The organism is Micromonospora sp. WMMD723 (assembly GCF_049863385.1).
Taxonomy (GTDB): Bacteria; Actinomycetota; Actinomycetes; order Mycobacteriales; family Micromonosporaceae; genus Micromonospora; species Micromonospora wenchangensis.
Map to the genome: position 1 here is coordinate 508402 of NZ_JBMKNR010000001.1, position 13947 is coordinate 522348.

The 13947-nt window shown below is 66.6% G+C and carries 6 protein-coding genes and 3 rRNA genes; 3 read left to right on the forward strand and 6 right to left on the reverse strand.

Annotated elements, in window-relative coordinates; all coding sequences use genetic code 11:
• Positions 1-133 precede the first annotated feature (133 nt).
• The gene (locus tag ACN261_RS02295) at positions 134-1624 is read left to right on the forward strand and encodes a VOC family protein (RefSeq protein ID WP_425848165.1); all 1491 of its coding nucleotides are present in this window, start codon (positions 134-136) and stop codon (positions 1622-1624) included.
• Between the two features lie 6 nt (positions 1625-1630).
• Here ACN261_RS02295 and ACN261_RS02300 read toward each other — a convergent pair whose 3' ends face one another.
• The 3 genes from ACN261_RS02300 to ACN261_RS02310 form a co-directional block, all read right to left on the reverse strand.
• Positions 1631-2200, reverse strand: a complete 570-nt coding sequence (locus ACN261_RS02300; RefSeq protein ID WP_425848167.1) for a DUF4233 domain-containing protein — start codon at positions 2198-2200, stop codon at positions 1631-1633.
• Positions 2197-3468, reverse strand: a complete 1272-nt coding sequence (locus ACN261_RS02305; protein WP_421486901.1) for a bifunctional folylpolyglutamate synthase/dihydrofolate synthase — start codon at positions 3466-3468, stop codon at positions 2197-2199. Before ACN261_RS02305 ends, ACN261_RS02300 begins: the two co-directional genes overlap by 4 nt.
• Before the next feature lie 92 nt (positions 3469-3560).
• Positions 3561-6179, reverse strand: coding sequence for a valine--tRNA ligase (locus ACN261_RS02310; protein ID WP_425848170.1), 2619 nt, complete (start codon positions 6177-6179; stop codon positions 3561-3563).
• Between the two features lie 70 nt (positions 6180-6249).
• Here ACN261_RS02310 and ACN261_RS02315 point away from each other — a divergent pair, with 70 nt between their 5' ends.
• On the forward strand, positions 6250-6933 hold the full coding sequence (locus ACN261_RS02315; RefSeq protein ID WP_425848173.1) for a hypothetical protein: 684 nt from the start codon (positions 6250-6252) through the stop codon (positions 6931-6933).
• An 869-nt stretch (positions 6934-7802) separates the two neighbouring features.
• Here ACN261_RS02315 and rrf read toward each other — a convergent pair.
• The 3 genes from rrf to ACN261_RS02330 all read right to left on the reverse strand — a co-directional run bounded on the left by rrf (position 7803) and on the right by ACN261_RS02330 (position 13043).
• Positions 7803-7919, reverse strand: a 5S ribosomal RNA gene (gene rrf, locus ACN261_RS02320).
• 106 nt (positions 7920-8025) lie between these two features.
• A 23S ribosomal RNA gene (locus ACN261_RS02325) occupies positions 8026-11138 on the reverse strand.
• Between the two features lie 390 nt (positions 11139-11528).
• Positions 11529-13043 (reverse strand): 16S ribosomal RNA (locus ACN261_RS02330).
• The 16S, 23S and 5S rRNA genes sit together here, the layout of an rRNA operon.
• A gap of 671 nt (positions 13044-13714) precedes the next feature.
• Between ACN261_RS02330 and ACN261_RS02335 the strand changes: the two genes are divergently transcribed.
• On the forward strand, positions 13715-13939 hold the full coding sequence (locus ACN261_RS02335) for a hypothetical protein (protein ID WP_421483758.1): 225 nt from the start codon (positions 13715-13717) through the stop codon (positions 13937-13939).
• Positions 13940-13947 lie beyond the last annotated feature (8 nt).

Consider the following 13947-nt stretch of genomic DNA (forward strand, 5'->3'; position numbering starts at 1 on the left):
CCTCCTGTGCGCACAAGGCGGTTCGGCTGGGTACGGTCAGCCTAGCGACCCGGTACCGGCACCGGCGCGGCGGCTGCTCTTTCCCTCGGTCGCCGCGCGGCCTAGCCTGGCTCTGACCCCTGGGAGGTCCACTGTGGCGAATGGCGGGAACCGCACCATCGCGCCGGTACGCAAGCTGATCGCCGCGGTGCTCGGCACCGTGGCGGTCTTCGTCGTCCTGTTCGGGCTGGGCATGACCAGCTGGGCCATCGTCGCGCTGGGCGTGGCCCTGGTCGTGCTCGCCGTCGCCCTGGGCACCGTACGCGGCGGCGGACGCACCTGGGTGGTCGGCGTCGGGCACGTGCACAGCGCTTCCGAACCCCCCACCCAGTACTCCTTCGGCCGGTGCGAGCTCCAGTTGGTGATCGACGCGCCGGGCCTGCCGCCCCGGTCCAAGAAGATCATCGAGCCCCGGGTACCGGTGGCGAAGTGGCCGTCGCTGGGGCAGACCCTGCCGATCCGGGTGGCCCTGGACGACCAGCGGCACGTCCGCGTCCTGTGGGACGAGGTACCGACCCACACCGAGGCCGCCGCGGGCGTGACCGACCTGCCCCCGGAGTACGCCGACGCCGAGCCGCTCGACGACATGCTGATCCAGCAGGAGGCCCCGCCGTGGGCGGGCCGCACGGCCGACGACGACTTCCACGACGAGTTCCGGGACGACCTGCGCGACCCGCCGCCCGCCGACCCGCTCCGGGCCGAGCCACCGCACCCGGACCCGGTCCGGTCCGAGCCGCTGCGCGACGACGTGGAGGTGCTGACCGACGAGCGGGAGCCGGTGGTGGTGCACCAGCGACCGGGCGGCCCGGTGGTGCTGGAGGGCACCCTGGTCGAGCAGCCGGCGACCGGCCAACTCCCCCGCCGCGCCACCGCCCCCACCGCCTCCGCGTCCACCGCCGGCACCAAGTCCACCGCCGCCTCTGCGTCCACTGCCGGCACCGCGTCCACCGCCGGCACCAGCCCTGCCGGCACCGCCCCTGCCGGCACCGCCCCCGCCGGTGCCGCCGCCGGCCCGGCGACCGCTGCGCCCACGGCCGCGCCCGCCCCACGGCCGCCCGCCGAGGAACGGTTCGACGCGCCGATCCTCGACCCGGTCGACGTACCGCTGGACGGGCCCACCACCGGTGACGGCCGGCTCGACCCCGACCTGGACGAGGCGATCTTCGGGTACGACCCGGCCGCCGCGACCCCCGGGGGCGACGATGCGGCCGGCCCGATCAGCGGCGTCGGGCTGACCCTGCTGGTCACCGACCTGTCCCGCTCGCTGGACTTCTACCGGGACCTCGGCTTCGAGGAGTTCGACCGGGGCGCCGGCAACGCGGTGCTCGCCTCCGGGCAGACCCGGCTGGTGCTGCGCGAGGTGACCGGGGCCGCCCCGATCAGCCGCCGGCTGGTCCACGTCAACCTGGAGGTCGACGACATCGAGGCGGCGTACCGGCGGCTCAAGGACACCGGCGTCCGGTTCACCTACGCGCCCCGGGTGGTCAACCGGGGCACCAAACTGGAGGTGTGGGCCGCCGCCTTCCGGGATCCGGACGGGCACGGCATCGCGCTGACCCAGTGGCGGGAACGCGCCGAGGCGTGACCCGGCTCAGCCGAGGATGACCCGCCGCACGTGCAACGCGTACGCCCAGACCAGGGCGAAGATGACCCCGAGCCCGAACAGCGACCAGTGCAGCAGGCCGGCGAGCAGCAGCAGTCCCTGCAACACGGTGCCCGCCGACCAGGCCCACGGGCGGCGCATCAGACCGGCCAGCAGCACCGCCGCCACGGCCAGCGCCACGGTGGCCGCGATCGCCGCCCCGCCGAAGTGCCCGCCGACCAGCCGGATCGGCTGGATCGCCAGCAGCAGCACCAGCGCCTCCAGGCCGAGCGTCCCGGCCCCGAGCCCCCGGACGGCCGCTTCGGGGTTACGCAACCCCGAACGCCGCCCGGCCGGGCCACCGCCCTCGGCCGGGCCACCGCCCTCGGCCGGGCCGGTACGGTCGGACGTTGCGCTGCCTGCGGCCGGGTCGGTGACCTGCGCCGGGTCGGTGCCTACGGCCGGGGCGGTGCGGTCGGGTGTTCCGGCACCTCCGGCCGGGCCGGCGCTTCCGGCCGGCTCCGGATGGTCGGCAGGGCGGCGGTCCGGGTGCGGGCGGCCCGGGGTCGGGCCGGTCATCGCTTCAGCAGCCGTCGGGCGTCGGCCACCGTCACCACCGAGCCGGTGACCAGCACCCCCACCCCGGCCAACTCGCCGGGCACGTCGTACTCGGCCTCGGCGACGGCCGCCTCGATGGCGTCCGGCATCGAGTCGGCCACCTGGACCCGGTCCGGCCCGAAGACCTCCCGGGCCAGCTCGGCCAGCTCCTCGACGGGCATCGCCCGGGGAGAGCTGTTGCGGGTGACGACGAGCGAGTCGAGCACCGGTTCCAGCAGCTCCAGCAGGCCGGCGGCGTCCTTGTCGCCGAGCACGGCGAGCACCCCGACCAGCTTGCTGAACGCGAACTCCTCCTGGAGCGCGGTGACCGTGGCGGCCATCCCGTGCGGATTGTGCGCCCCGTCGAGCAGCACCGTCGGGGCGTTGCGCACCTTCTCCAGCCGGCCCGGGGAACTGGTGGCGGCGAAACCCTCCCGGACGGCCTCGACGTCGAGCTGCCGCTTCGCCCCGGCCCCGAGGAACGCCTCGACGGCGGCCAGCGCCACCGCCGCGTTCTGCGCCTGGTGCGCGCCGTGCAGCGGAAGGAACACCTCGTCGTACACCCCGCCGAGCCCCTGGAGGGTCAGCACCTGGCCGCCGACGGCGACCGCCCGGCGCAGCACCCCGAACTCCGCGCCCTCCCGGGCGACCGTGGCACCGACCTCGGCGCACCGTTCCAGGATCGGCCGGGCCGCCTCCTCCTCCTGCGCGGCGGCGACCACCGTCGCGCCGGAGTGGATGATGCCGGCCTTGTGCAGGGCGATGTCCTCCAGGGTGTCGCCGAGCCATTCGGTGTGGTCCAGCCCGATCGGGGTGAGCACCGCCACCCCGGCCTGGAGCACGTTGGTGGAGTCCTCGGCGCCGCCCAGCCCCACCTCCACCACGGCCACGTCGACAGGCGCGTCGGCGAACGTGGCGAACGCCAACGCGGTGGTCAGGTCGAAGTAGGTGAGCGGCTCGGCCGACCGCTGGTCGACCAGGTCGGCAAGCGGCTTCACCTCCCGGTACGTGGCCACGAAGCGGGCCTCGTCGACCGGTTCCCCGTCCAGGCTGATCCGCTCCCGGACGGTCTCCAGGTGCGGGCTGGTGTAGCGGCCGGTATGCAGGCCGAAGGCCCGCAGCAGCGAGTCGATCATCCGGGCCGTGGACGTCTTGCCGTTCGTCCCGGTCAGGTGGATCGACGGGTACGCCCGCTGCGGGCTCCCCAGCAGGTCGAGCAGCGCCTCGATGCGGTCCAGCGAGAAGTGCATGCGGGTGAACCCGCGCGCCGCCAACTCCGCGTCGACGGCGGCGAACTCACCGCGCCCCTCGCCGGACCGGGCGGGCTGATCGGTACGGTCGGTCACGAGGGAAGCGCCTCCAGAGCGGCGTCGATGCGGACCAGGTCGGCCTCGGCCACCGCCAACCGGTCGCGGATCTTCGCGACCACCGGCTCGGGCGCCTTGCCGACGAACGCCGGATTGTCGAGCTTCGCGCGGGCCTGCGCGACCTCCTTCTCGGCGGCCGCCCGGTCCTTGGTGAGCCGGGCCCGCTCGGCGGCCACGTCGATCGACCCCCGGGTGTCCAGCGCCACGCTGACCTCGCCGGGCATGGCGAGGGTGGCGCTGGCCTGGAAGTCGTCGGCCGGGGCGTCCAGCCGGGCCAACGAACGGATCAACGGCTCGTGCGCCGCGATCTGGACCCCGGCCAGCCCGTCGAGGCGGGCGGCCACCCGCTGGGTGGGTCGCAGCCCCTGGTCGGAGCGGAACCGCCGGATCTCGGTCACCACCCGCTGGACGGCGCCGACCTCGCGCTCCGCGGCGTCGTCCACGAGGGTACGGTCGGCGCTCGGCCAGGCCGCCGTCATCACCGTCTCGCCCCCGGTCAGCGCCGTCCACAGCTCCTCGGTGACGAACGGGATCACCGGGTGCAGCAGCCGCAGCAACTGGTCCAGCACGTGCCCGAGGACCCGGCGGGTGGCGTCGGCGGCCGGCCCGTCGGCGGCGAGCACCGGCTTGGCCAGCTCCACGTACCAGTCGCAGACGTCGTCCCAGGCGAAGTGGTAGAGCAGGTCGCACACCTTCGCGAACTCGTACGCCTCGAACTGCTCGTCGACCTCGGCGGTGACGTGCGCCAGCCGGGACAGGATCCACCTGTCGACGGTCGAGAGCTGGTCGGCCGCCGGCAGCGGGCCCTCGGTGTGCGCGCCGTTGAGCAGCGCGAACCGGGTGGCGTTCCACAGCTTGTTGCAGAAGTTGCGGGAGCCCTGGCACCACTCCTCGCTGACCGGCACGTCCCCGCCCGGGTTCGCGCCCCGGGCCAGGGTGAACCGGGTCGCGTCGGCCCCGTACCGGTCGATCCAGTCCAGCGGGTCGACCACGTTGCCGAACGACTTCGACATCTTCTTGCCGTACTGGTCGCGGACCATGCCGTGCAGGGCGACCGTGTCGAACGGCTGCCGGCCGTCCATCGCGTACAGGCCGAACATCATCATCCGGGCGACCCAGAAGAAGAGGATGTCGTAGCCGGTGACCAGCACGCTGGTCGGGTAGAACTTGGCCAGGTCCGGGGTATGCTCCGGCCAGCCGAGGGTGGAGAACGGCCACAGGCCGCTGGAGAACCAGGTGTCCAGGACGTCCTCGTCCTGGACCCAGCCCTCGCCGGTGGGGGGCGTCTCGTCCGGGCCGACGCAGACGATCTCGCCCGCCGGGCCGTACCAGACCGGGATGCGGTGGCCCCACCACAGCTGCCGGGAGATGCACCAGTCGTGCATGTTGTCGACCCAGGCGAAGTAGCGCTTGGCCAGCTCGGCCGGCTCGATCTTCACCCGGCCGTCGCGTACCGCGTCGCCGGCCGCCTTCGCCAGCGGGGTGGTGTTGACGAACCACTGCAGCGACAGCCGCGGCTCGACGGTGGTACGACACCGCGAGCAGTGCCCCACCGCGTGCACGTACGGCCGCTTCTCGGCCACGACCCGGCCCTGCTCGCGCAGCGCCGCCACGATCGCCGGGCGGGCCTCGTACCGGTCCAGACCCTGGAACGGACCGGGCGCGGTGATGACGCCCCGCTCGTCCATGATCGTCAGGGCGGGCAGGTCGTGCCGCTGGCCGATCTCGAAGTCGTTGGGGTCGTGCGCCGGGGTGACCTTGACCATGCCGGTGCCGAACGCCGGGTCGACGTGCTCGTCGGCGACGATCGGGATACGCCGGCCGGTCAACGGCACCTCGACCTCGGTGCCGACCAGGTGCCGGTAACGGTCGTCGTCGGGGTGCACGGCCACGGCGGTGTCCCCGAGCATGGTCTCGGCCCGGGTGGTGGCGACCACCACGTCGTCGCTGTACCGGATCGAGACCAGCTCACCCTCGTCGTCGGTGTGCTCCACCTCGATGTCCGACAGGGCGGTCAGGCAGCGCGGGCACCAGTTAATGATCCGGTTCGCCCGGTAGATCAGGCCCTCGTCGTACAGCTTCTTGAACATGGTCTGCACGGCCCGGGACAGGCCCTCGTCCATGGTGAAACGTTCCCGGTCCCAGTCGACCGAGTCGCCGAGCCGGCGCATCTGGCCGAGGATCGCCCCGCCGGACTTGGCCTTCCACTGCCAGACCCGCTCGACGAACTTGTCCCGACCGAGGTCGTGCCGGGACAGCCCCTCCCCCGCGAGCTGCCGCTCCACCACGTTCTGGGTGGCGATGCCGGCGTGGTCCGTGCCGGGCAGCCAGAGCGCCTCGTACCCCTGCATCCGCTTACGGCGCACCAGCGAGTCCTGGACGGTGTGGTCCAGGGCGTGGCCCATGTGCAGCACACCTGTGACGTTCGGTGGGGGGATCACGATGGTGAACGGGGGCTTGTCACTCTGCGCCGACGCCCGGAAGTGGCCGGCGGCTACCCACTGCTCGTACCGTCGCTGCTCTACCTCGCCGGGCTGGTACTGGCCGGCAAGGGTCGGGGCGTCGGGGCGTCGGGCATCCAGTCTCTCGGTCACCTGTGAAAGTCTACGGAGCGCTTCGGCGGACCCGACGTGCGCCACCGGTCATTCGCGTACGGTGGCGAACATGTCCGACGCACATCTCACCGAGCGTCAGCTCATCGAGGGTCCCGAACCGGTCGAGCTGACCGACGAGCCGATCCGGTTGAGCACCCACGACCCGGAGCAGAGCCCCCAGGGGCGGCGCCCGGTGTCCCGACGCCGGCGGATCGCGCTGACCGTCGCACTCGTGGTCGGCCTCGTCGGCGCCGCCGCGCTCGGCACCGCCGGTTGGCGCATCGCCCAACAGAAGGACGTCCGGCTGGACCCGCCCGGCCACCTCGCCGGTCTCACCCGCGACGACTCCGACCGGGCCCGCAGCACCGCCGACTACCTGCGCGCCGGATTCGCCGCCGACATCGACCTGGACCGCAGCATCGGTACGGTCTACCGCGACCCCGCCGACGAGAAGCGGACGGTGCTGTTCTTCGGTGGCACCACGCTGCTCTGGCAGCCGGAACGCGACCTGGACAGCCTGTTCCGGTTGATGGCCGACGAGACCGGCCGGGTGACCGACGTCCGTACCGTGCCCGCCGGGAAGTACGGCGGCGTGATGAAGTGCGGCCGGACCAGCGGCGACGGCGGCGACTTCGCGATCTGCGGCTGGGCCGACCACGGCAGCGTGGCGATGGGCATGTTCGCCAACCGTTCCGTCGACGACTCGGCCGGCCTCTTCCGCCAGCTCCGCGAAGGCATCCAGACCCGGGACTGACCGCCGCCGGGCCTCTCCCCTCACCCAGCGCGCCCGTTACCTTTTTGATCGTCCCCAGGCCCAGGCCCCCGGTTACCCTCGCCGCTCCAGGGCTCGCTCGGCGGGCCTTGCGTTGACCGTGCCATGTCGGCGACGTTGCGCCTTCCCAGCCGAGCATTACCGCGACGTCGCCACCCAAGGGGTCCCTGTCCACGGGACCGGGCTGACCGCCCCGATCCCGGGCGGTCGGGGCCGTCGTGACGACGCCGGCCGGTATGGCCGTGCAGGGCTGCCGGGGTGGGTGGTGGTGACGGGTCGCTCGGCTTGGCGCTCGGTGTGCCGTCGTGGCGTGGTCGTCGTCGATTGCTTCAGCAGCTGTGGATTGCTCCAACGTCGGGGAAGTCGGGGTATCGCATGCTGAGTCTGCGCTGGATCTGGGGGTGGGCATGCTCCACGTCGGGCTGCCTATCGCCGACATCGGGGATGTAGGGGTATTCCGTGTCGGGATGGCCGTTTCTTCGCCCCATCAGCCCTGACCCCGGGCCTCGGCCTGGCGCGAGGAGTCTCGGAGGGGCGAGGGCCCAGGGCGGGGCTTTTCGTGTCGGGCTGCCTATCGCCGACATCGGGGGTGTAGGGGTATCCCGTGTCGGGATGGCCGCTTCTTCCGCCTACCAGCCGTTGACCCTCGGGCCCTTGACCCTCGGGCCCCTAATCCTTGGGCCCTTGGCGTGGGACGAGGAGTTCTGGGGCGAGACGTCCCGGAGGGTATGACCTTTCCGCTTCCGGTGGCGGGCCTTTCCTACCGGTGGCGCGGGCCAGTTCCGGGGGGGATGTGGTGTGGAATGCAGTTGAGGCCAACCCCGGGTGGGGTTGGCCTCAACTGAAAGGTTGTCCGGCGGTGTCCTACTCTCCCACACCCTCCCGAGTGCAGTACCATCGGCGCTGGAGGGCTTAGCTTCCGGGTTCGGAATGTGACCGGGCGTTTCCCCTCCGCCATGACCGCCGTAACACTATGAACATATCAAACAACACACACACCCACAAAAACCACTACCACCGTGGGGGGTTGTTTGGTGTTTGTTCAGAGTTGCACAGTGGACGCGTAGCAGCCTTGTTATCAAGTCCTCGGCCTATTAGTACCGGTCAACTCAACCCGTTACCGAGCTTACATTTCCGGCCTATCAACCCAGTCGTCTAGCTGGGGGCCTTACCCCCACAAAGTGGGGTGGGATACCTCATCTTGAAGCAGGCTTCCCGCTTAGATGCTTTCAGCGGTTATCCCTTCCGAACGTAGCTAACCAGCCGTGCCCCTGGCGGGACAACTGGCACACCAGAGGTTCGTCCGTCCCGGTCCTCTCGTACTAGGGACAGCCCTTCTCAAGTATCCTACGCGCACGGCGGATAGGGACCGAACTGTCTCACGACGTTCTAAACCCAGCTCGCGTACCGCTTTAATGGGCGAACAGCCCAACCCTTGGGACCTGCTACAGCCCCAGGATGCGACGAGCCGACATCGAGGTGCCAAACCATCCCGTCGATATGGACTCTTGGGGAAGATCAGCCTGTTATCCCCGGGGTACCTTTTATCCGTTGAGCGACACCGCTTCCACACGCAAGTGCCGGATCACTAGTCCCGACTTTCGTCCCTGCTCGACCTGTCAGTCTCACAGTCAAGCTCCCTTGTGCACTTGCACTCAACACCTGATTGCCAACCAGGCTGAGGGAACCTTTGGGCGCCTCCGTTACCCTTTAGGAGGCAACCGCCCCAGTTAAACTACCCACCAGACACTGTCCCTGAACCGGATAACGGTCCGAAGTTAGATACCCAAATCAACCAGAGTGGTATTTCAAGATTGCCTCCACCCATACTGGCGTACAGGTTTCACCGGCTCCCACCTATCCTACACAAGTCCATTCAGATACCAATGTCAAGCTATAGTAAAGGTCCCGGGGTCTTTCCGTCCTGCCGCGCGTAACGAGCATCTTTACTCGTACTGCAATTTCGCCGGGCCTGTGGTTGAGACAGTGGGGAAGTCGTTACGCCATTCGTGCAGGTCGGAACTTACCCGACAAGGAATTTCGCTACCTTAGGATGGTTATAGTTACCACCGCCGTTTACTGGCGCTTAAGTTCTCCGCTTCGCCCCCGAAAGAGCTAACAGGTCCCCTTAACGTTCCAGCACCGGGCAGGCGTCAGTCCATATACATCGAATTACTTCTTCGCATGGACCTGTGTTTTTAGTAAACAGTCGCTTCCCCCTGCTCTCTGCGGCCATACAACGCTCCACCCGCACGGGGCTTCACGTCTCCGGCCCCCCTTCTCCCTAAGTTACGGGGGCAATTTGCCGAGTTCCTTAACCACAGTTCGCCCGATCGCCTCGGTATTCTCTACCTGACCACCTGTGTCGGTTTGGGGTACGGGCCGCTCGAAACTCGCTAGAGGCTTTTCTCGGCAGCATAGGATCACTGACTTCACCTGAATCGGCTCGGCATCACGTCTCAGCCTCCATGCGGTGCGGATTTACCTACACCACGGCCTACACGCTTACCCCGGCACAACCACCGGCCGGGCTCAGCTACCTTCCTGCGTCACCCCATCGCTTGACTACTACCCGCCAGGTTCCCACGCTCCCCAACCTCAACCCGAAGGTCTTGGCTGGTTCGGGTGGTTAGCACAACGAGGTTCATCAGGGACGCTCCTTCGCGGGTACGGGAATATCAACCCGTTGTCCATCGACTACGCCTCTCGGCCTCGCCTTAGGTCCCGACTCACCCAGGGCGGATTAGCCTGGCCCTGGAACCCTTGGTCATCCGGCGGAAGGGTTTCTCACCCTTCTTTCGCTACTCATGCCTGCATTCTCACTCGTGCCGCGTCCACAACTGGGTCACCCCGCTGCTTCACCCCCGGCACGACGCTCCCCTACCCATCCACACACCTGCACGCACCATCAAGGGTACGCGTGGTTAAAATGTGAATGCCACAGCTTCGGCGGTGTGCTTGAGCCCCGCTACATTGTCGGCGCGGAACCACTTGACCAGTGAGCTATTACGCACTCTTTAAAGGGTGGCTGCTTCTAAGCCAACCTCCTGGTTGTCTATGCGACCCCACATCCTTTTCCACTTAGCACACGCTTAGGGGCCTTAGCTGGTGATCTGGGCTGTTTCCCTCTCGACTACGAAGCTTATCCCCCGCAGTCTCACTGCCGCGCTCTCACTTACCGGCATTCGGAGTTTGGCTGATTTCGGTAAGCTTGTAGGCCCCCTAGACCATCCAGTGCTCTACCTCCGGCAAGAAACACACGACGCTGCACCTAAATGCATTTCGGGGAGAACCAGCTATCACGGAGTTTGATTGGCCTTTCACCCCTAACCACAGGTCATCCCCCAACTTTTCAACGTTGGTGGGTTCGGCCCTCCACGCGGTCTTACCCGCGCTTCAGCCTGCCCATGGCTAGATCACTCCGCTTCGGGTCTAGAACATGCGACTCAAACGCCCTCTTCAGACTCGCTTTCGCTACGGCTCCCCCACACGGGTTAACCTCGCCACATGCCACTAACTCGCAGGCTCATTCTTCAAAAGGCACGCCGTCACCCCGCAAGGCTCCGACGGATTGTAGGCGAACGGTTTCAGGTACTATTTCACTCCCCTCCCGGGGTACTTTTCACCATTCCCTCACGGTACTCGTCCGCTATCGGTCACCAGGAAGTATTTAGGCTTACCAGGTGGTCCTGGCAGATTCACGGCAGATTTCAGGAGTCCGCCGCTACTCGGGAACACCCACAGAAGATCAGCAACTTTCACCTACCGGACTCTCACCGACTACGGTTGGCTTTTCCACACCATTCGGCTAGCCACTGACTTTATAACTCCTCGAACAAGTGTCAGCTTGTTCAGCAGGGTCCCACAACCCCGACCACGCAACCCCTGACAGGTATCACACGCAACCGGTTTAGCCTCAATCCGCTTTCGCTCGCCACTACTCACGGAATCACTAAATTGTTTTCTCTTCCTACGGGTACTGAGATGTTTCACTTCCCCGCGTTCCCCCCACACACCCTATGTGTTCAGGTGCGGGTGACACCACATGACTGGTGCCAGGTTTCCCCATTCGGACACCCTGGGATCACAGCTTGGTTGACAGCTCCCCCAGGCCTATCGCGGCCTCCCACGTCCTTCATCGGCTCCTGGTGCCAAGGCATCCACCGTTCGCCCTTGACAACTTGACCACAAAGATGCTCGCGTCCACTGTGCAATTCTCAACAAACAACCAACCCACAACCCCAAAGCCCCACACCAGCAACCCCACCCCGCCCACAAGCAGAGACAGAATCCGGTATGCGAGACCAGGCCATGCCTGGCAACCTCCAGCAGGCTCCCGCCCACCACAAGGCACTGAAACAACAACCTGAGGTTGTTCCTTCAGGACCCAACAGGGTGCTATACGCCCCCAACCAGCCGCACCAGGAGGAACCGTTCCCACCACCGAAGTGGCTGTACTAGGTATCCCGGCCGTTGCCAGAGGAAAGCTCGCCAGTGTCTCCGCCATCTGAGCACCCCACCACCACATTCGGGCAGTGCGGGCTCCATGCCACCTTTCGGTGGATGGTGCTCCTTAGAAAGGAGGTGATCCAGCCGCACCTTCCGGTACGGCTACCTTGTTACGACTTCGTCCCAATCGCCAGCCCCACCTTCGACGGCTCCCTCCACAAGGGTTGGGCCACCGGCTTCGGGTGTTGCCGACTTTCGTGACGTGACGGGCGGTGTGTACAAGGCCCGGGAACGTATTCACCGCAGCGTTGCTGATCTGCGATTACTAGCGACTCCGACTTCACGGGGTCGAGTTGCAGACCCCGATCCGAACTGAGACCGGCTTTTTGGGATTCGCTCCACCTCACGGTATCGCAACCCATTGTACCGGCCATTGTAGCATGCGTGAAGCCCTGGACATAAGGGGCATGATGACTTGACGTCATCCCCACCTTCCTCCGAGTTGACCCCGGCAGTCTTCGATGAGTCCCCGCCATAACGCGCTGGCAACATCGAACGAGGGTTGCGCTCGTTGCGGGACTTAACCCAACATCTCACGACACGAGCTGACGACAGCCATGCACCACCTGTGACCGCCCCCGAAGGACCTCCCATCTCTGGAAGTTTTGCGGCCATGTCAAACCCAGGTAAGGTTCTTCGCGTTGCATCGAATTAATCCGCATGCTCCGCCGCTTGTGCGGGCCCCCGTCAATTCCTTTGAGTTTTAGCCTTGCGGCCGTACTCCCCAGGCGGGGCGCTTAATGCGTTAGCTGCGGCACAGGGAACCGGAGAGGCCCCCCACACCTAGCGCCCAACGTTTACAGCGTGGACTACCAGGGTATCTAATCCTGTTCGCTCCCCACGCTTTCGCTCCTCAGCGTCAGTATCGGCCCAGAGACCCGCCTTCGCCACCGGTGTTCCTCCTGATATCTGCGCATTTCACCGCTACACCAGGAATTCCAGTCTCCCCTACCGAACTCTAGCCTGCCCGTATCGACCGCAGGCTTGGGGTTGAGCCCCAAGTTTTCACGGTCGACGCGACAAGCCGCCTACGAGCTCTTTACGCCCAATAAATCCGGACAACGCTCGCACCCTACGTCTTACCGCGGCTGCTGGCACGTAGTTGGCCGGTGCTTCTTCTGCAGGTACCGTCACTTACGCTTCGTCCCTGCTGAAAGAGGTTTACAACCCGAAGGCCGTCATCCCTCACGCGGCGTCGCTGCATCAGGCTTCCGCCCATTGTGCAATATTCCCCACTGCTGCCTCCCGTAGGAGTCTGGGCCGTGTCTCAGTCCCAGTGTGGCCGGTCGCCCTCTCAGGCCGGCTACCCGTCGTCGCCTTGGTAGGCCATCACCCCACCAACAAGCTGATAGGCCGCGAGCCCATCCCAGGCCGAAAAACTTTCCACCAAACCCCATGCGGGGAAAGGTCATATCCGGTATTAGCCCCCGTTTCCGAGGGTTATCCCAAAGCCTAGGGCAGGTTACTCACGTGTTACTCACCCGTTCGCCGCTCGAGTACCCCGAAGGGCCTTTCCGCTCGACTTGCATGTGTTAAGCACGCCGCCAGCGTTCGTCCTGAGCCAGGATCAAACTCTCCAACAAAAACCTGTTGAACAGCAATCCCGACAACAAACAAATGTTGCCAAAGGAATCCCAACCAACCAAACCCGAAGACTCGGATTCGGCCAGTCCGGGGTATAAAACAATTGGCACTGGCTTTACAAGCACCCTGTTGAGTTCTCAAAGAACAACCACACACCAGCCAAACCACCGCACCAACGGCAACCCGACCGGGGCAACTTCTCTAAGTTACTTGGACTGAATTCCGCTGTCAAATTCGCTGTCGCGATCTGTCAGCCTGGTTCAGCCGTATCCACGTTGTCACGCACACCGTTTCCGGTGGTCGTTGCGATCGTGGGAATCAGCAGACCGGCCGGCATCCGCTTTCGCGGTGCCCGCCCGGCTCCCTGCCGGCTTCAGAACTCTACCCGGTCGGCTTCGCGTTCGCAACCCGGAACTTCCGGGGACTCCCGCACCGCCCGATCCTCAGCATCGCTCGGCGTCTCCGCCACGATCCTGGTGCCCGTTCTCGGCCGATTCGTCCGGCCTCCCGCGTGCAGAGAGAAAGTTACGCGGACGCCCCACAGAAGGCAAATCAATGATCGTCACTGGGCTCACCGGCGGACGTCACCTGCCGACGTGCGCCCCCGCCGGTGTTGCGCCCACGCACCGAAACGACGCCGAGGTGGCCGATCCGTGCCAGAGTGGCTGCCATGGATGAGGCGTCCCGCTCCCCCACGGCCACCCTCGCCGACGACGCCCTACTGGGACTCCTGCTGCCCTTCTGGCAGCTGGTGATCGCAGCGGTCGTGCTCGTCGTCGTCGTACTGTCGGTCGTGCGGCTGGCCCGGCGTGGGCCCTCCAGGATGGGAACGGCCCTGCTGGTGACGGCGGCGGCGATCATCACGCTGGCAGTCGTCGGGGTGCTGCTGAGCTGACCGACGGC